The sequence below is a fragment of the Streptomyces bambusae genome (genome assembly GCF_020532645.1).
GTDB classification, from domain to species: Bacteria; Actinomycetota; Actinomycetes; order Streptomycetales; family Streptomycetaceae; genus Streptomyces; species Streptomyces bambusae.
The window spans coordinates 89,601-107,527 of record NZ_JAJAUZ010000015.1; the positions used below are offsets into that span (position 1 = coordinate 89,601).

A 17,927-nucleotide genomic window follows, 5' to 3' on the forward strand; every position below is an offset into this window, starting at 1 on the left:
GGCGTGAGTGATGGTCACGGTACGCGAGGAACGTAGCGGTGGCGGGGGGCCGCGGTGCGGGACCGGCATGCCGGGTGTCCGGGGGCGCCCGGGGGCGGCCGGGGTCACGACGGGGGCGCGGGGCGAACAGCGCGCCGGGCGTGCGCGCCGTCGTACGGGCCGCGCACGGACCTGCACCCTTGACCTCAAGTTTGGTTGAGGTTCTAGCGTGGCGTCATGGACATGGAAGTCACCGCGTGGACCTCGCTCCACAGTGCGATCAACGCCCAGACGGACCGCCGCCCGTTCTCCGCCGCGACCCTGCGCCGCATCGCCGCCTTCGCGAAGCCGCACCGCCGCGGCCTCGCCGGGTTCCTCCTGCTGAGCGTGGTCGCCGCGCTCCTGGCGGTGGCCACCCCCGTGCTCGCCGCCCGCGTCGTGGACGCCATCGTCGACGGCGGCGAGAGCGCCACCGTGGTGCGGCTGGCCCTGCTGATCGCCGTCGTCGCGGTCGCCGAGGCCGCACTCGGGCTCGTCACCCGCAAGCTGTCCGCCACCCTCGGCGAAGGCCTCATCCTCGACCTGCGCACCGCCGTGTTCGACCACGTCCAGCGGATGCCCGTCGCCTTCTTCACCCGCACCCGCACCGGCGCGCTCGTCAGCCGCCTCAACAACGACGTGATCGGCGCCCAGCGCGCCTTCAGCAACACGATCTCCGGGGTGGTCGGCAACGCGGTGACGCTGGTCCTCACCCTCGTCGTGATGCTCGGCATCTCCTGGCAGATCACCCTGCTCGCCCTCCTGCTGCTGCCGGTGTTCGTCCTGCCCGCCCGCCGGATGGGTGCCCGCATGGCCCGGATGCAGCGCGAGGCCGCCCAGCTCAACGCGGCCATGGGCACCCAGATGACCGAACGGTTCTCCGCCCCGGGCGCCACCCTCGTCAAGCTGTTCGGGCGCCCCGCCGACGAGTCCGCGGAGTTCGCCGCCCGCGCCGCTCGGGTCCGCGACATCGGCATCCGCACCGCCATGGCCCAGTCCCTCTTCATCACCGCCCTCACCCTGGTCTCCGCGCTCGCCCTCGCCCTCGTCTACGGACTCGGCGGCTACTACGCCCTGCGCGGCACCCTCGACGCCGGCTCCGTCGTCGCCCTCGCCCTGCTGCTGACCCGGCTGTACGCGCCGCTCACCTCGCTGGCCGGGGCCCGGGTCGAGGTGATGAGCGCCCTCGTCAGCTTCGAGAGGGTCTTCGAGATCCTCGACCTCAAACCCCTGATCGAGGAGCGCCCGGACGCCCGCCGGGTGCCCCCGGGCCCGGTGTCGGTCGAGTTCGACGCGGTCTCCTTCGGCTATCCCGCACCCGACAAGGTGTCCCTGGCCTCGCTGGAGGAGGTCGCCACCCTGGACTCCCGCGGCGGTACGCAGGTCCTCCACGACGTGTCGTTCCGCGCCGAACCCGGCCGGATGATCGCCCTGGTCGGGTCCTCCGGCGCCGGCAAGTCCACCATCGCCCAGCTGCTGCCCCGGCTGTACGACGCCGACGCCGGAGCGGTGCGGCTCAACGGAATCGACGTACGGGACCTCACCGCCGACTCGATCCGCGAGACCCTCGGCATGGTCACCCAGGACGGCCACCTCTTCCACGAATCGGTCCGCGCGAACCTCCTGCTCGCCCGCCCGGACGCCACCGAGGACGACATCTGGGAGGCGCTGCGCCGGGCCCGCCTCGACGGCCTGGTCGCCGCGCTGCCGGACGGCCTCGACACCGTCGTCGGCGAGCGGGGCTACCGCCTGTCGGGCGGCGAACGGCAGCGCCTGACCATCGCCCGGCTGCTGCTGGCCCGCCAGCGCGTCGTCATCCTCGACGAGGCCACCGCGCACCTCGACGCGACCTCCGAAGCCGCCGTCCAGGAAGCCCTGGCCGAGGCCCTGGACGGCCGGACCGCGATCGTGATCGCCCACCGGTTGTCGACCGTCCTCGCGGCCGACCGGATCCTCGTCGTCGAGGGTGGCCGGATCGTGGAACAGGGCACCCACCAGCAGCTGCTGGCCGTAGGCGGACGCTACGAGGAGCTGTACCGGACCCAGTTCGAGGAGTCGGACGCGGACGAAGCCCTGCCGCAGGGGGCCTGACGTACGGTCACGGCGTTGGGGCCCGCCGTACGCCCGGGGCCGTCGCAACCCGGTACCGGACGGACCTCATCCGCCGGTCCGGGCCAGCCGGTAGAAGCAGCCCTCGTGTCCGCCCGGGCCGGTGGCGAGGGCGGAGATCCTGCGGGCCGGCGATCGGACCGTCGCCCGTGACCACCGCGGTGGCCTCCCCGGTGACGTTCAGCGGGGGGTGGTGCCGGCGCCGCCCGTCAGCCACTTCTCGTGGCGCAGGGCGATCCGGCCCTCGGTGCCGGTGCCCGTGGGGCGGGCCCGGCCCAGCAGCTTTTGGCGCGGCTCGGAAGTGTCCTCGTGAGTGAGGGTCGCGGTCAGCGGCTCCACCTCCTCGAACGGGTACGGCGCGTGCTCGGACATCCTGCCGACGGCCGGCTTGATCATGTCGTTCACCAGCCCCCGCACCATCCCGTAAGGCGCGCATCGCGGGCGCGCCCTGCGAATGGCCGCCGAGGGCGAACCGCTGTCGGGACTGCCCGGGCGGCCGCTGCCCGCGCTCCGCCGCGGCGCACTGCGCGGCCCGCCGATCGACGAACCCGGCCGCCGAACCGGTGACCTGGTGACCGACGTGGGCCCGCCGGTCACCAGGACCTGCTGATCGGGCATCCTGGCACCGTGAAAATGATTGATCTTGAGCCCGGTGATCCCCGGCTCGGCACCGATGTACTGCCCGTCCTCCTCGAGCTGCGCCCGCACCTGACCGAGGAGCTGTTCCACGAGATCCACGCCGAGGGCCATCCGCAGGGCCTGCGTTTCACCGCCGCGTTCACCGACGACGGGCGCTGCGCCGGGGTGGCCGGCTGGCGGATCGTCGTCAACACCGCCACCCGGCGCATGCTTTACGTGGACGACCTGGTCACCACGGAGGACACCCGCTCCGAAGGCGTCGGCCGGCAGCTGCTGGCGTACCTCGAAGACCGTGCGCGCAGCGCGGGCTGCCAGTGGATCGAGCTCGACTCAGGGACGCAGCGCACCCGTGCACACCGCTTCTACCTGCGCGAGCGGATGGACATCACGGCCTTCCACTTCGGCAAGGAACTCGACTGACCTGACGGCCGGCGAACTGGCCCGCGGCCGCGTCCACGGGGCGGAAGCTCAGCCGGCGGCCTTGGCGACCAGGGTGGCGATCGCCGCCTCGGTCTCGGGCGTCAGCTCCGTCAGAGCGTACGCCGTGGGCCACATCGCACCGTCGTCGATGAGGGCCTGGTCGCTGAAACCGAGCGTCGCGTAGCGGGACTTGAACTTCTCCGCGCTCTGGAAGAAGCAGACGACCTTGCCGTCCCGGGCGTACGCCGGCATCCCGTACCAGAGCTTCGGCGCCAGCGCCGGCGCGCTCGCCTTGACGATGGCGTGGACCCGCTCGGCGAGGACCCGGTCCGGCTCCGCCATCTCGGCGATCTTCGCGAGGACGTCGGCCTCGGCATCCGCCTTCGGCGCCTTTGCGCCGCGGCGCGCGGTCGTCCGCAGCTCCCTGGCGCGCTCCTTCATGGCGTTGCGCTCTTCGTCGGTGAAGGTGTCGGCCTCGTCGGCGGCGGGGGCGGTGCCGCGCTTTGCGGAAGCGTTCGTGTTCTTCATGAGGGGCCTTCTTTCCCTGCCGGACCGTCGGGGTCGTTCCTCATGCTAGGCAGCCGGCGGGTGCGGCGGCTTCTCCGAAACCGATCGGTTGCCCGGGCGGCCGACCGGCGGCCCGCAGCGGGGACCCCGGTCCCGGAGTTCAAGATCATCGGGTGCAGAATGACCCGTATGTCGATAACGAACACGCCGAAAACGGCCACGCTCGACGACGCCGCAACGATCGGGCACACCCTGGCCCGCGCTTTCGGCGACGACCCGATGATGTGCTGGTTCTTCCCCGACGAGGGCGCGCGCGAGGCGGCGCTGGAGCGCTACTTCACCACCCTGTTCGCCCGCCAGTACGGCCTGCACGCCGTGTGCGAGCGCACCGTGTCCGCCGCCGCGTTCTGGGTGCCGCCGGAAGCCCAGGCGAAGGCCGTTCCCGACGCGGAGACCATCCGCGAACTCCAGAACATCCTCGGCGACCGCGCGCCGGTGTTCGGAGCCGCGGTCGAGGCGGCGGCCGGGCACACGCCGCAGGAGCCGCACTGGTACCTGGCCCTGATCGGCGCCGACCCGGCAGCCCAGGGGCAGGGCCACGGCGCGGCCCTGCTCCGCTCCGGGCTCGCCAAGGCCGACGCCGCCGGGCTGCCCGCGTACCTGGAGTCCTCCAAGCCCGACAACCTGCCCTTCTACGAGCACTTCGGCTTCCGCGTCCGCGGCGAGGTCCGGCTCCCTGGCGGCGGGCCCCTGCTGTGGGGCATGTGGCGCGAACCCGCAACCGTCTGACGGATCCACCCCCGTCGGATCCACCTTCCGTACGCCGACGGCCGCCGGGGCGTCATCTGCCCACGGCGGCCGTCGTGTTGTGCGCCCGCGGGGGAGGGTCAGGAGGCCCGGGGGTGGGGGATGGGCGTCGCGACCGGCTGCGGGAGCGGGCTCGGGCGGTCCAGGAACGCCAGGACGGCGCGCTTCTCCGGGAGGTGGACCTCCGGGAGGTCGATCTCGGGCAGGGTGATCTCGCCCTGGCGGACGAAACCGATGCGGCCCAGCAGCGCCAGCGCCTTCTCGTTGCGGGCGTCGGGCTCGCCGACGGCGCGCAGCACGGCGGGGTCCCGGAAGACGAAGCGGGTCAGCGACCCGATCAGGGTGCGGCTGAAGCCGGGACGCGGGCGGTCCGACGCCGGGGCCAGCATCAGGTGGATGCCGATGTCGCCCTCCTGCACCTCGTAGCACTCGCTGACCCGGTCCTCGGACGGCTGGTACGTCTGGAACAGCGCCACCGGCTCGTCGTCCAGCCGGACCATGAAGGCGTGGTGCGTGTCGCGGCGGTCCACGTCCTCGTATATCTCCTGGACCAGTTCCCGGCTGGCGCCGTTCATGCCCCAGAACTCGGCGCGCTCCTCGACGACCCAGGCGTGCAGCACGGCGGAGTCCGCGGCCGGGTCGACGGGGGTGAAGCGCACCGTGCCGAACCCCTCGACGGTCTCGCTGTAGACGTCGGCGCGGGCAGCGGCGGAGGTGGCGGAGTCGGGTCTCATCGGGTGGCTCGTTCCTTTCGGTGGGCGGGTCCGGCCGTCGGCGGCCGGGGCGGTGTTCTCTCGGGGCGGGTCCGGGCCGCGACAAGGGGACCCGCAGGCGTGTACCGCCCCCCGAGGTGTTAGGTTAGGCTGGCCTAAATATAACGGTCCAGGGAGGGGTCAGGCGCATGGCGGTCGGCAAGGGTTGGGAGGGCGTGGTCCTCAAGCTGCTGCGTGGCAAGGACTTCACGTTCACGGTCACCGGCGCGGAGCAGGTCACCCCGCAGTACCGCCGCATCCGCTTCACCGACGGGGGCCTCCTCGCCGCGGCCGGCGACTCCCTGCACCCCACCATGTGGGTCCGCCTGTGGTTCGCCGACAACGGCAAGCCCCACCAGCGCGCTTACACCCTCGTCGACCCCGATCCGGCGGCCGGCACCTTCGCCCTCGAGTTCGCCCTCCACGACGGCGTGGCCAGCGACTGGGCCCGCAGCGCGGCGGTCGGCGACACCATCGATGCCACCGTCCAGGGCACGGGGTTCACCGCTCCCGCTCCCGCTCCCGAGCGGCTGCTCGTCATCGGCGACCCGGCCTCGCTGCCCGCCATCAACTCGCTGCTGGACGCCTACCCGCAGACCCCCGCGACCATCTGGTTCGAGACCCAGCACGAGGCCGACGCCGACCTGCCGGTCCGGCTCGACCCGGACCGGCACGAGATCCGCCGCGTCCCCCGCACCGGCGCCGGAACCGGTCTGGTCGAGCAGATCCACGCCGAACTGCCCGCCCTGGCCGCCGACCGCGAGGGCGCGTACGTGTGGCTGGCCTGCGACACGGCCACCACCCGCACCCTCACCGGATACCTCCGCAAGGACCTGGGCCTGCCGAAGCAGCGCGTCAACAGCCTGGGTTACTGGCGGCCCACTGCAGCCCAGGTCTGACCCCCAGACGCCCGCCGCGCCACCCATCCCCCGTACGGTCGGCGCGGCGGGTCCCCCATTCCTGCGGTCGCCCTTCCTCTCGTGGTCACTCCCCGTCCCCGGACGCGTGCTCGGCGCGCACTCGGCAGGGGTGGCACCAGCGGAGCGGGATGGCGTCTGCGCGCCGGCGGGCCCGTTCGCAGCGCCCGGGCAGTCGGCCGGTCCGCACGCCGGCTCGGATGCCGGCGCGGTATGGGGGCAGGATGGAAGTACGGGAGCGTCGCGGCGCCCCGGCCGCACCGCTCTCCGGTTCCTCCGGGACGAGGAGGTGGAGCCGTGCTCTTCCAGGACCGTCGTGACGCCGGCCGGCAGCTCGCCGCCCGGCTGGAGCACCTCAAGGGCACCGGCGTGCTGGTGCTGGGCCTCCCGCGCGGGGGCGTGCCCGTGGCCGCGGAGGTCGCCGCTGCGCTGGGCGCCCCGCTGGACATCTGCCTGGTCCGCAAACTGGGTGTGCCGTACCAGCCCGAGCTGGGCATGGGCGCGCTCGGCGAGGACGGCGTACGCGTGATCAACGACGAGGTGGTGCGCGCCGCGGGCATCGGCCCCCGGGAACTGGCCCGCGTGGAGGCCCGCGAACGGGTCGTGCTGGAGACCCGCGCCCGCATCTACCGGGGCGGCCGCCCCCCGGCCCGGCTGGGGGGCCGCACCGTCGTCATCGTCGACGACGGCGTGGCCACCGGCTCGACGGCCCGCGCGGCCTGCCGCATCGTCCGCGCCCGCGGGGCCGCCCGCACCGTGCTCGCCGTACCCGTCGCGCCCGACGACTGGACGGCGAAACTGGGCGCCGACGCCGACGACTTCGTCTGCGTCCACACCCCCCGCCTCTTCGCCGCGGTCGGCCAGTTCTACGCCGACTTCACGCAGACCGAGGACAACGAAGTGATCGCCTGCCTGAACGCGGCCACCACCCGCCAGGCCGCCCGGGCCGCCGGCCCGCCCGGAGACCGCACCGACGACGTACGCACCGGGGGCCAGGGCGACCACGACACCACCGCCCGTGCAGCCGACCGGGCGGACGATCGTGACAGCGCCCGTGCGGAGGCCCGGGACGACGGCGCGAACGCCGGGGGTGCTGCGGGTCGGGACCCCGCCCACGTGGGTGAACGCGACAGTGTCCGACACGGTGCCCTGGACGACGGCGGGGCCGCCGATCGTGCGGCGGGGCGGGAGACCGGTCGGACAGGAGGCCGCGACGACGTTCGTGCGGTGGCCCGGGATGACGGCGGGGCCGCCGATCGTGCGGCGGGGCGGGAGACCAGCCGGGCAGGTGGTCACGACTCCGATGGAGCAGGAGCCCGAGGCGACGGTCGTGAGGTGGACGTCCTGGCGGGTACGGTCCGTCTGCGCGGGGAGTTGGCCGTGCCGGACGGCGCCATCGGCGTGGTGCTGTTCGCCCACGGCAGCGGCAGCAGTCGCCACAGCCCGCGCAACCGGTCCGTCGCCGCCGGACTCCGCCGCGCCGGACTCGGCACCCTCCTGTTCGACCTGCTCACGGAGGACGAAGAGGACGACCGGGCCAATGTGTTCGACACCGTGCTCCTGGCCCGGCGCCTGGCGGACGCCACGGCCTGGCTGCGCACCCGGCCCGAGGCGAACCGGCTGCCCGTCGGCTACTTCGGCGCCAGCACCGGAGCCGCTGCCGCCCTGTGGGCAGCGGCCGAGTCCGACTCCCGGATCGCGGCCGTCGTATCCCGCGGCGGCCGGCCGGACCTCGCCGGGCCGCGCCTGGCGGCCGTGACCGCACCGACCCTGCTCCTCGTCGGCGGCGACGACCGCCTGGTCATCGGCCTCAACCGCACCGCCCAGGCCCGACTGCGCTGCGAGAACCGCCTCGACGTCGTCCCCGGCGCGGGCCACCTCTTTGAGGAACCCGGCACCCTGGACCAGGTCACCGTCCTGGCCCGCGAGTGGTTCGGCACCCACATGGCCCCGGCCACCCACCACCACACCGCAGCCTGAACCGGCCGCACCGGTCACCGGCCTGACCTACCGTCACCCCACCCGCTGCTGTGACACGCGCCTCCCGACGCCCGCCCGCAGGGGCGCACCCCGTGTCCGGGCAGCCTCCGCCGCGACCCGGACCCCGCCGCCCCGCGCTCAGGGGCGCGTCCTAGCCGGCCGTGCCGGCCTCGGCCGGCTGCGGCTGTGCCGTGTCGGCCGGGGCCGCCGGGGGAGCGGTGGTGCGGCCCGCCCACAGGAGGGTGCCGGCCAGGAGGACGGCGCCGCCCACGAGCCAGGGGGCGGGGCCTGTCGGCAGCGCGCCGACGAGCAGGCCGGTGAGGGCTCCCACCAGCTGGAGGGCGAGGGACTGCACGGAGAGCGCCGTGGCACGGCCGGCGTCGGACACCCGCCGGTGCAGGAGGTCGTTCTCGTTCGGACCGGCCGCGCCGAGGCCCACGTAGACCAGCGCGTAGCCGGCCACCGCGACGACCGCAGACACCGTCCCCGCGACGGCGGCCGTCGCGCCGAGTATGAGCAGGCCGGTCGTGCTCGTCCCGAGGGCGAGCAGGACTGCACGCTCCCCTCCGCCCGCGAACCGGGCGGCGAGCGGGGCGAAATGGCTGCCGGCGGCGGAGCACGCGAAGCCGGTGCACGCCAGCCCCGCGAAGAGCACGGCACCCGAGTCCGGGGCCCCGGTGAGCGCGGCAGCCCGTCCCGGAGTGAGGAGTTCGAGCGCGGCCAGCGCACCCCCGGCGGCACCGGCGGTGAGCAGGATCCGCCGCACCAGTGCGTCCCGCCCGCCAAGCCGCAGGCCGTCCGCGATGGTCCCGGGGATCCCCCGGAGCATGGACTGGAGGGCAGCGCTCGGCCGGGGCGGCTCCCGCAGCGCCACGAGGACATAGCCGACGAACACGACTTCCACGGCGGCACCCAGCAGGAGCGGCACGGACAGCGGCAGCACCGTCCCCGAGGTGCCCGCGGTGAGCCGGGCGCCCAGGTCGGGGCCGAGACCGAGCAGCCACGGGAGTGCGCCGCCGAGCAGGGTGCCGGCGGCGAGGGCGGCGGACGTCGTGGCGCTGCCGCGCGCCAGCCCGGCCCGCAGGTCGGCTTCGGGACCGGAATGTGCCTGCACGGTGTCGACGTACCAGGCTTCGGCGGGCCCGCTGGACAGGGCCCGGCCCGCACCCATCAGGGCGGCGCCGACGGTGATGGTCCACACGCTGGTGCCCACGGCCTGGAGGCCGAGCGCGAGCACGTTGCACGCACCTGCCGCGGCCAGGACGGCGCGGCGTCCGATGACGTCGGAGAGCCCGCCGGTGGGCAGTTCGAGTGCGGCGGCGGTCAGGGAGTGGACGGCGACGACTCCGGCGATGGTCGCCACGCTCAGCCCGCGCTCGGTGAGCAGCAGGACGAGCGGGGCGATGGTCAGTCCGAGCGGCAGCCAGAACAGGGCGCAGGCCGTCGCATAGCGGCGGACCGCGGTGCGGGCGTCGAGTGAACCGGTCATGGCCTGCCCCCAGGGGCGTCGGAATCGGAATCGGCGGTGGCGCCGGAGGCTTGCGAGGAACCGTGAGAACGCGTGGCGTCGGCGGATCCGGAAGGCTCCCCGCCGGCCGTGGGCGGTGCCAGCGGCAGCCCGGCGACGACCACGACGACCGGGACGGCCCGAGGATCCTGAGTGTCCCGCTCGGCCAGTTCCGTCACCTTCTCCTCGAAGGCCTCCCACAACTCCGTCAGGGAATCGGGGGTGAGACGGGGCATCAGATCACTGATGCCGGAGGGCTCCACCCAGTCCCGGCCGAGCAGTCCGTCGGCGAGGTCCGCCTCGTGCTGGACGAGGGACTCCTCCAGGTGTGCGATCTGACGCCGACGCGAGAAGGTGACGAAGGCGCGGCTGGCCGGCGACGCCTCCATGTCGGCGTTGCTCCACGAGGTGACGGCGTGCACCGCCTGCCAGCGGCGCTCGCGCCCGTCCCGGTGCTCGGCCTCGGTCACGAACGCGTACTTCGCCAGTACCCGCAGGTGGTAGCTGGTCGACGCGGACGACTCCCCGGTCACCACGGCGAGTTCGCTCGCGGTGGCCGGACCGTTCTGCCGCAGCAGTCCGAGCAGCCGGATGCGCAGCGGGTGCGTGAGGGCCTTGAGGGCTTCGGTGTCCCGGCCGGGGTCGAGTACGCGTTTGCGCGGTTCGTTGACCATGGTGCCGAGCGTAGGGCCTGACGGCTCATTCCCAAAAGGATTTTTGCAAAAAACTTTTGGGAAATCGGGTTCCGGTGCGCACCGAGCGGACATACTCCCCACCAGGGAAGGAGCATGCGAGAGAACGGAGGGACGATGTCGGACCAGGAACAGCAGCAGGACCGAGCCCGGGCGCACCGCCGGAGGGTGCTGGCGGCCACACCCGCCCCGGGGGCCGCCGCACTCACGGCGGTGGCCGCCCTCTACATGGCCGTGGTGGTGATCGGGAACGTCACCGACTTCGGTACGAACCAGCAGTTCGTCCGGCACGTCCTGGCCATGGACACCACGTTCCGCGACCCCGACCTGATGTGGCGGGCCGTCGAAATACCGGCCCTGCAGGACGCCGCCTACGTGGCCGTCATCATCTGGGAGGCCGTGACGGCGGCCGTCCTGCTGTACTCCGCCTGGCTCTGGGGAGCGGGCCTGTGCAGCGGCTCGTACGGAAGGGCCCGGGCTGCCGGCAACACCGGACTCGTGATGATGGTGCTGCTGTTCGGCCTCGGTTTCCTGGTCATCGGCGGCGAGTGGTTCGCGATGTGGCAGTCCGAGCAGTGGAACGGACTCGACGCCGCCACGCGCAGCCTCATCCTGGCCACGGCCACGCTCCTCATAACCAACCTCCCGGCCCGCCTGCCGTCCGGCCGGTAGGACCGCGCCCGGAGCCCGCCCGGCCCCCGGTGGATCAGGCGCCCCGCTCCCGTACGTGCAGGTGACCGTCCTGCGGGTACTCCGGCGGTGCTGCGGGCAAGGTCCCCGACAGGGTGTATCCGCACTTCTCCGCGACCCGGCAGGAGGCCTCGTTGCCCACCTGGTGCAGCAGGGTCAGCCGCGTCAGACCGGCGACCGGACCGCCGTCCCCGGCGAGCGTGGCGAAGGCCCAGTCGGTCAGCCGCTGCACGGCGCGCGGTGCCACGCCCCGGCCGCGGGCCGCCGCCACCGTCCAGTAGCCGACCTCGGCGGACGAGGCGCCGGGGGTCGCTCCCTTGAGGACGACATGGCCCAGCAGCGGGCCCTCGTCGGCACCGGCCCCGCGCTCCACCACGGCGAACGCCAGCCGGTCCCCGGCGGTCCGCTCCGGCTGCTGTTCCCGGATCCACCGGGCCGCCGCGGCTTCGTCGCCGATGCGATGGCTGGTCCAGCGGCTCAGGGCCTCATCGCCTTGGAAGGCGGCGGCGAGGGCGACGCTGTCACCCGGCGCCCAGGGACGGAGCAGGAGCGCCGGGCCCTTGTCGGTGGCGTCCGCCTCAAGCCGTATGTCGATCTTTTCCATCGGCTGAGGGTACGGCGTGCACGGCGGGCGGGAGGAGGTTCAGGCCATGGAGCGTGCCGCGCGCACCAGCCGGTCGTGGCGCATGGACAGGGCGTAGAGCGCCGCCGCGACGGCCATGCCGGCGGGCATGGACAGATCGACGCCGTGCAGGGCGGCCGCGACAGGGCCGGTGTACACGGTGTTCACGCAGAGTGCGGCCGTCGCGACCCCGGCCGTGAGGGCGAGCGCACCCGGGATGTTGACACCGCCGCGGTACCAGAACGGGCTCGACGAGGTCTCGTCCGTCAGGGCAGGCCCGTCGTACCGCCCGCGGCGGAGTGCGACATCGGTCGCATACACGGACATCAGGGGGCCGACGAGGACGACGATCAGCTGGAGGGCGTTGCTCACGGTGTCGAGGAGGCCGGAGAAGAGGAGGCCGTAGAGGGTGAGGGCGACGGCGGCCGCGCCGTCGAACAGCACGCTGACCGACCGGCGGATCCGCAGGCCGACGGCCTGAAGGGCGAGACCGGCGCTGTACGCGGTCAGTGCGTTGATGGCGATCGTGCCGAGGACCAGGGCGAGCAGGAAGAGGGGGTGGAACCAGCCGGGGAGGAGGCCCTCCAGGCCGGTCTGCGGATCGGCCATGTCGACCACCGTCGCGGCGAGCGCCCCGAGGGAGCAGACCGCGATGCTCGGCAGGAACCCGCCCAGCGCCGTCCAGGCGACGACCGCCCGCCGCGAGGACGTACGGGGCAGGTAGCGGGAGAAGTCGGCGCTGGTCGTGTACGACAGCGGGCCCGAGGCGATCAGGGTGGTGCCCGCGATGAGGACTGCCCACAGGTCGAGGCCGGTCAGCGCGACCTCGGGCCGGTACGAGAGGTCCGCGTGCCGGACCACGGCGACGGCGACGACCGCGAACACTGCTGTCAGGGCCAGGGTGACGGGCAGGTACAACTTCATGATCAGGGCGTGCCCGTACACGCTGACGGCCAGCGTGAGGGCTGCTATCACCACGGTGACCAGGACCTTGAGCCCGGTGTCGGGGGCGATCCCGGCCTTCTCGACGAGGGCGAAGGCGGCGGCCGCGGCGGCAGCCAGGTTGAGGGCGAAGTAGCAGACGGAGACGAGCCAGCCGCCGATCGCGTTGTTCACCCGGTTGCCGAGGACGCCGTACAGGGCGCGGGTGATCACCTCGCTCGGGGTACCGGCGGCCGGACCGGAGGTCGCCACGAGGCCGGTGAGCAGCCAGAACATGTTGCCCGCGACGATCACGCCGAACGCCTGCCACAGGCTCAGCCCCATGAGGACCAGGGCGCCGCCGATCACCAGGCTGAGGTAGTTGACGTTGGCCGCCGCCCAGACGGCGAAGAGGTCCCGGGGGCGGCCGTGGCGCTCGGATTCGCCGATGTGGTCGATGCCGTGTGCCTCGATGCGGGTCGCCCGCGCCGGCGGGGGGCCGGCGGCCTCGGGCGCATCGGCCGCACGGCGACAGGGCTCGGGGATGGTCGACGCCACGGGGACCTCCGGGTGCTGGGCGTGCCTGCCTCACTTGCTTATTGGTCGCACACTCAATAGTGTCCGGTGCATGTCGTCAAGCGTTCAGCGCAAGCGAATTCGCAAAACCCCGGAAGCCCGCCGCGCCGAGATCGTCGACGCGGCCGCCGCCGTCGCCCTGGCCGAAGGGCTGGAGAGCCTCACGCTGCGCCGCATCGCCGAGGAGCTCGCCGTACAGCCCGGACTGATCAGCCACTACTTCCCCTCGGTGGAGGAACTGGTGGCCGAGGCGTTCGGTACGGCCGCCGGCGCCGAACTCGACGGACTGCTGCCCGCCGACCGCGGCCCGGGCACGGCCACCGCCCACCTGGCCGCGTTCTTCGCCCGCACCGAGGGGCCCGCGTACGACGCCATCAGTCGGCTGTGGATCAACGCCCGGCACCTCAGCCGCTACCGGCCGCTGCTGCGCGACCGGGTCGCACGGCAGGAAGGAGCGTGGCGCGGCCGACTGGCGGAACTGCTGGGGGAGGGCGCCGAACGGGGCGAATTCCGCACGGACGACCCCGGTGTGACGGCCGTACAGATCCTCGTCGTCCTCGACGGCCTCGCCGTTTACGCCAACACCGACACCACCGACCGGCCCGCAGCGATCAGCCGGATGGCCGTCACCACGGCCGAACGGGAACTCGGCCTGGCCCACGGGGCGCTGACGTCCGGCGCCGCTGCCGGCCGACAGGCCGGCCCCGCCACCTGACGGACCGGCCCCACCCACCGCAGCACCCACCCCGCAGCCCCGGAGGCACCGTGTCCCCCCGTCTCGTCCTGCTCTCCGCCCGCCTCCTCGACCCCGCCACCGGCGCGCTCCTCCCCGAGACCGCACTCGCCGCGACCGGCGGACGGATCACGGCACTCGGCGACGACACCGCCGTCCGGGCGCTCGCCGGCCCCGCCACGACGGTCGTCGACCTCAAGGGGGCCGTCGTCACCCCCGGCCTCGTCGACGGGCACATCCACCCCGTCTCCGGCGCCGAACTCACCCACGGACTCGACCTGTCGGCCTGCACCGACGTCGACCAGGTCCGCGAGGCACTGGCCGCCGAAGTGCGGCGCCTCGCGCCCGGTGACTGGCTGAGCGCCTGGGGGCTGGACCCGAACGTGTTCGGGGAGCGGCCCGTGGAGACGGCCCCGTTCGACGCCGTCCTCGACGGCGTGCCCGCGGTGCTGCTGCTCTTCGACGCGCACTCCATGCTGGCCAGCCGGCGCGCCCTCGAACTCGCCGGCGTCGACGGGCCCCGCCGCTTCGACCAGGCATCCGCCGAAGTGGTCTGCAGCCCCGACGGCCGGCCCACCGGGCTGCTCCTGGAGGACGCCGCCTGCGACCTCGTCGAACGCGTCGCCCCCCGGCCCACCCGCGAGGAGCGCCGCGACCGGCTCGCCGCCGCCCTGCGGAAGATGGCCGCGGCCGGCCTCACCGGCGGCCACGCCATGGACGCCAACGGCGACAGCCTCGCCTTCTACCGCGAGCTCGACGAGACCGGCCGGCTCCCCCTGCGCCTGCGCGTCGCCCCCTGGTGCCAGCCCGGCACCGACACCGACGGGGTAAGGGCCCTCATCACGCAGCAGGGCGAGGGCGGCGCGCTGTGGCGGACCGACGGCGTGAAGATCTTCATGGACGGGACCATCGACAACGGCACCGCCTGGCTGGAACGCCCCGACTGCCACGGTGAGTCCCGGCACGCGTTCTGGCCCGACCCCGAGGTCTACACGCAGACCGTCGCCGCGCTCCACCGGGCCGGCGTGCCCACCGCCACCCACGCGATCGGCGACGCCGCCGTACGGCACGTCCTCGACGCCGTCCGGAAGGCGCAGGGCGGCGGCGGGCCACGCGTGCGGCACCGGGTCGAGCACATCGAGACGGTGCCCGACGACACGCTGGCCCGGTTCGCGGAACTGGGCGTCATCGCCTCGATGCAGCCCACCCACTGCTGCGACTTCACCCGCGCCGACCACACCGACAACTGGTCCCGCCGCCTCGGCGAAGACCGGGCAGCCCGCGCCTGGCGCTGCCGCGACCTGTGGGAATCCGGCGCCACCGTCGTCCTCGGCTCGGACTGGCCGATCGCCCCGTACCCGCCGCTCGGTGTCATGGCCGGCGCCCGGCACCGCCGTCCCAGCCGCGACCTCACCCAGCCCCCGCACGGCCCCGACCAGGCCCTCACCGCCCTACAGGCCCTCCAGGGCATGACCGTCAACGCGGCCTTCGCCGCCGGCGAGGAAGACCGCGCGGGCCGGATCGCCGTCGGCCACCGCGCCGACCTGACGGCCTTCGCCGACAACCCCCTCACGGTGTCCGCCACCGACCTCCCGGACCTGCCCGTCCTGCTCACCGTCCTCGACGGGACGCCGACACACCGTGCCGCGCACGTGTGACCGAAGGCCTGTGACCGAGGGCCTGTGACCGGGGGCGGCGCCCGCCTGCGGGGCGCGTGACCGGCGCCCCCGACCCGGTGTCCCCCGCCTGGCAGGGCCTCGTGAGCCGGATCCCCGACGCGCTCGTCGGCCTCCGGAACCGCCGGATCCGCACCGGCGAACGGACCCCGGATCGCGGAGGGATTTCCTCCACGTCCGGTGTTCGTCACAGCCCCGCGGGCGGCGGGTGGCAGCCGCGGGGCCGGGCAGGAGATCCGTGCCGGATCACATCATCGGAGCATGTGACGGCATCACGGGGGTTCATCATGCGTGCTGTTCGCACGGGACCGAAGACGTACGTGCTCGGAGCCGCGGCGCTGGCCGCGGTGCTGTCGGCCATCGCCTGCCAGGCGGACGGGAAGGACCGCAGGGACGGCGCCCGGCCGCCCGCCGCGCCCTCCGCCTCCCAGCCCGCCGCACCCGGCGGCGCCCCGTCCGGCGCGCCGAAGGCCACCGGATCCGCCGCACCCGGCCGCGGAACGGGCAAGAACGGCGGGACCGGCGACTCCGGCGGCAGCGGCACGACCGCACCCGTCGCCTGCTCCGCCGCGAGCATCGCCCTCACCGGGGAGTTCGAGCGGCAGGACAGCGGCCAGAACATCTTCCTGACGGCGGTCAACACCGGCAGCCGGCCCTGCACGCTCTACTTCTACCCGATCGCCTACTTCGGCCTCCCCGACGAGGTCCCGCCGCCGCCCATGGAGTCCCCGGCGGGCGCGCCCGCGACGATCCGGCCGGGGGAGAAGGCGTACGCGGCCGTCCGGCTGTTCCGCGGCGGCGCCCGGACCGACGCCGTGACCTCGCTGAAGATCGGCTTCCACGGCAAGGTCGCCAACGACGAGGTGGGCCGGCCGATGGCCGTGCGGCTGCCCGAAGGATTCCTGAACATCGACGACCACACCATGGTCACGTTCTGGAACCTGAGCGAGACCGCGGTCAAGAAGTACGCCTTCAAGGCCCGCTGACAGCCGGGCCGGCCGGCCCGGCGCCCCACCGCACCGGCCCTTCCACCGGAAGCCCGCCGCCCGATCGGCCGCTCGTGCCGTGTCGTCGCGCGCCTCGCGGCGCGCGGCGTGGAAACGTCGGTGCATGACCGAAGGCTCCGCACCGCACATCTCGCCCGCCCGCGTCACCGTCATGAACGTCCTGCCGGGCACGCCGCCGTTCCGCATCGTGGAGATCGACGGCGAGATGGTCGGCAAGGCGACATCGATGACGGACGTCCTGGTGATCGCGGCCGAGGCCGGCGTCACCATCCACGACCTCGACGACTCCGACGAAGTCCGCTGGGTCGGCGGCGGCAAGTTCACGTGGAGCGCGTCCTGAACACCCGTTCCCGCCCCCGCTCCGCTGTGGAATCGTGGCATCCGCCCTGATTGGTCTGGACCTGCCATGGAGGATCGATGCGGACCACCACCGTCCTGCCCGGGACACCGTGCGTCGCCCCGCGCACCGGCGAACCGCCGCTGCACCGGCTGGAGCTGGCCGCGCCCGGCGCCGCGCCGTTCGCCGCCGGGTCGTTCGACGAAGTGGGCCCGCTGTCCCGTACCGACCATCCGCACCGGCACACGTTCTACGAGATCGTCCACGTCACCGCCGGCTCCGGCACGCACGTGGTCGACCTCGCCGAATGGCCGGTGCGGCCGCCGCAGCTCGCCGTGGTCCTGCCCGGGCAGATCCACTGCTGGCGGGACCAGCGCGGACTCGACGGCACCCTCGCCCTGTTCACCGAGGACTTCCTCGTCGACCACCCCGGCGACCGGGAGCTGCTGCGGAGGATCGGCCGGACCTGCTGGTTCGACCTGGACCCTGCGGAGCACGCCCGTACCGGACGGCTGATGGCCGAACTCGCCGCCGAGCACCGGCAGCGGGCGCCCGGCCACGAGAGCGTGCTGCGGGCCCTGCTGCACGTCCTCGTCGTCCGTGCGGCCCGGCTCCCGGCCGCCGGCGGCCCCTCGGCCCCGGCCGACCCCGGCGGCCCCGCCGTCGCCGACGCCTTCGTCCGGCTGGCGGCCCGCCGCGAGGCCGCCGCCTGGTCGGTGCGCGAGTGCGCCGAACGGCTCGGCGTGACCGCCGGCCACCTCAGCCAGAGCGTGCGCGCGGCCACCGGCCGCAGCCCCCGCCGCCTGCTGATCGAGGCCCGCGTGCACCAGGCCCAGCGCCTCCTCGCCCACACCGACCTGCCCGTGCGCCAGGTCGCGGCCCGGGTCGGGTACGCAGACCCCGCCTACTTCTGCCGGTTCTTCCGCCGCGAGACCGGGCGCACCCCCGGAGAGTTCCGAAAGCACCACAGTCGCCACCGCCCGTCCATCGAAGCCCCGCAGCTCCGCGCCTAGGTTC

At 73.9% G+C, this 17,927-nt stretch carries 19 protein-coding genes; 12 read left to right on the plus strand and 7 right to left on the minus strand.

Annotated elements, in window-relative coordinates; all coding sequences use genetic code 11:
* The first annotated feature begins 216 nt into the window (after nt 1-216).
* The gene (locus LG634_RS13370) at nt 217-2,109 is read left to right on the plus strand and encodes an ABC transporter ATP-binding protein (protein ID WP_226733991.1); all 1,893 of its coding nucleotides are present in this window, start codon (nt 217-219) and stop codon (nt 2,107-2,109) included.
* 198 nt (nt 2,110-2,307) lie between these two features.
* Here LG634_RS13370 and LG634_RS13375 read toward each other — a convergent pair whose 3' ends face one another.
* Nucleotides 2,308-2,532, minus strand: coding sequence for a hypothetical protein (locus tag LG634_RS13375; protein ID WP_226733992.1), 225 nt, complete (start codon nt 2,530-2,532; stop codon nt 2,308-2,310).
* 49 nt (nt 2,533-2,581) lie between these two features.
* Here LG634_RS13375 and LG634_RS13380 point away from each other — a divergent pair, with 49 nt between their 5' ends.
* Together LG634_RS13380 and LG634_RS13385 are read left to right on the plus strand one after the other, a co-directional pair.
* Nucleotides 2,582-2,737, plus strand: coding sequence for a hypothetical protein (locus LG634_RS13380; protein ID WP_226733993.1), 156 nt, complete (start codon nt 2,582-2,584; stop codon nt 2,735-2,737).
* 17 nt (nt 2,738-2,754) lie between these two features.
* On the plus strand, nt 2,755-3,186 hold the full coding sequence (locus LG634_RS13385; protein WP_308072478.1) for a GNAT family N-acetyltransferase: 432 nt from the start codon (nt 2,755-2,757) through the stop codon (nt 3,184-3,186).
* Nucleotides 3,187-3,234: 48 nt separating this feature from the next.
* Here LG634_RS13385 and LG634_RS13390 read toward each other — a convergent pair whose 3' ends face one another.
* On the minus strand, nt 3,235-3,714 hold the full coding sequence (locus LG634_RS13390) for an iron chaperone (protein WP_226733994.1): 480 nt from the start codon (nt 3,712-3,714) through the stop codon (nt 3,235-3,237).
* 159 nt (nt 3,715-3,873) lie between these two features.
* On the opposite strand from LG634_RS13390, the gene LG634_RS13395 reads away from it, so the two are divergent.
* The gene (locus LG634_RS13395) at nt 3,874-4,482 is read left to right on the plus strand and encodes a GNAT family N-acetyltransferase (protein WP_226733995.1); all 609 of its coding nucleotides are present in this window, start codon (nt 3,874-3,876) and stop codon (nt 4,480-4,482) included.
* Between the two features lie 98 nt (nt 4,483-4,580).
* Here LG634_RS13395 and LG634_RS13400 read toward each other — a convergent pair whose 3' ends face one another.
* Nucleotides 4,581-5,234, minus strand: a complete 654-nt coding sequence (locus LG634_RS13400; RefSeq protein ID WP_226733996.1) for a GNAT family N-acetyltransferase — start codon at nt 5,232-5,234, stop codon at nt 4,581-4,583.
* Between the two features lie 167 nt (nt 5,235-5,401).
* Between LG634_RS13400 and LG634_RS13405 the strand changes: the two genes are divergently transcribed.
* Nucleotides 5,402-6,151 (plus strand): siderophore-interacting protein, encoded by a 750-nt coding sequence (locus LG634_RS13405; protein ID WP_226733997.1) that lies wholly within the window; start codon nt 5,402-5,404, stop codon nt 6,149-6,151.
* 315 nt (nt 6,152-6,466) lie between these two features.
* Nucleotides 6,467-8,149: a phosphoribosyltransferase family protein gene (locus tag LG634_RS13410; RefSeq protein ID WP_226733998.1), complete on the plus strand. Its 1,683-nt coding sequence runs from the start codon at nt 6,467-6,469 to the stop codon at nt 8,147-8,149.
* A gap of 151 nt (nt 8,150-8,300) precedes the next feature.
* On the opposite strand, the gene LG634_RS13415 is transcribed toward LG634_RS13410, so the two are convergent.
* Nucleotides 8,301-9,638, minus strand: a complete 1,338-nt coding sequence (locus LG634_RS13415; RefSeq protein WP_226733999.1) for an MFS transporter — start codon at nt 9,636-9,638, stop codon at nt 8,301-8,303.
* On the minus strand, nt 9,635-10,330 hold the full coding sequence (locus tag LG634_RS13420) for a helix-turn-helix domain-containing protein (RefSeq protein WP_226734000.1): 696 nt from the start codon (nt 10,328-10,330) through the stop codon (nt 9,635-9,637). Before LG634_RS13420 ends, LG634_RS13415 begins: the two co-directional genes overlap by 4 nt.
* A gap of 114 nt (nt 10,331-10,444) precedes the next feature.
* On the opposite strand from LG634_RS13420, the gene LG634_RS13425 reads away from it, so the two are divergent.
* Nucleotides 10,445-11,020 carry a DUF2165 domain-containing protein gene (locus tag LG634_RS13425; protein ID WP_226734001.1) on the plus strand — a complete coding sequence of 192 codons (576 nt, stop codon included), beginning with the start codon at nt 10,445-10,447 and terminating at the stop codon, nt 11,018-11,020.
* 34 nt (nt 11,021-11,054) lie between these two features.
* Here LG634_RS13425 and LG634_RS13430 read toward each other — a convergent pair whose 3' ends face one another.
* Complete coding sequence (locus LG634_RS13430) at nt 11,055-11,642, minus strand: GNAT family N-acetyltransferase (protein ID WP_226734002.1); 588 nt, start codon at nt 11,640-11,642, stop codon at nt 11,055-11,057.
* 39 nt (nt 11,643-11,681) lie between these two features.
* A complete protein-coding gene (locus tag LG634_RS13435; protein WP_226734003.1) occupies nt 11,682-13,139 on the minus strand; it encodes a purine-cytosine permease family protein in 1,458 nt (485 codons plus the stop codon).
* 70 nt (nt 13,140-13,209) lie between these two features.
* Between LG634_RS13435 and LG634_RS13440 the strand changes: the two genes are divergently transcribed.
* The 5 genes from LG634_RS13440 to LG634_RS13460 all read left to right on the plus strand — a co-directional run bounded on the left by LG634_RS13440 (nt 13,210) and on the right by LG634_RS13460 (nt 17,923).
* Nucleotides 13,210-13,872 (plus strand): TetR/AcrR family transcriptional regulator, encoded by a 663-nt coding sequence (locus tag LG634_RS13440; RefSeq protein WP_226734004.1) that lies wholly within the window; start codon nt 13,210-13,212, stop codon nt 13,870-13,872.
* A gap of 50 nt (nt 13,873-13,922) precedes the next feature.
* Nucleotides 13,923-15,548 carry an amidohydrolase gene (locus LG634_RS13445; protein WP_226734005.1) on the plus strand — a complete coding sequence of 542 codons (1,626 nt, stop codon included), beginning with the start codon at nt 13,923-13,925 and terminating at the stop codon, nt 15,546-15,548.
* Nucleotides 15,549-15,853: 305 nt separating this feature from the next.
* Entirely contained in the window at nt 15,854-16,552 is a 699-nt protein-coding gene (locus LG634_RS13450) for a DUF4232 domain-containing protein (RefSeq protein WP_226734006.1), read from the plus strand.
* 124 nt (nt 16,553-16,676) lie between these two features.
* Nucleotides 16,677-16,913, plus strand: coding sequence for a hypothetical protein (locus LG634_RS13455; RefSeq protein WP_226734007.1), 237 nt, complete (start codon nt 16,677-16,679; stop codon nt 16,911-16,913).
* Nucleotides 16,914-16,990: 77 nt separating this feature from the next.
* A complete protein-coding gene (locus LG634_RS13460) occupies nt 16,991-17,923 on the plus strand; it encodes an AraC family transcriptional regulator (RefSeq protein WP_226734008.1) in 933 nt (310 codons plus the stop codon).
* The last annotated feature ends 4 nt before the right edge of the window (nt 17,924-17,927 follow it).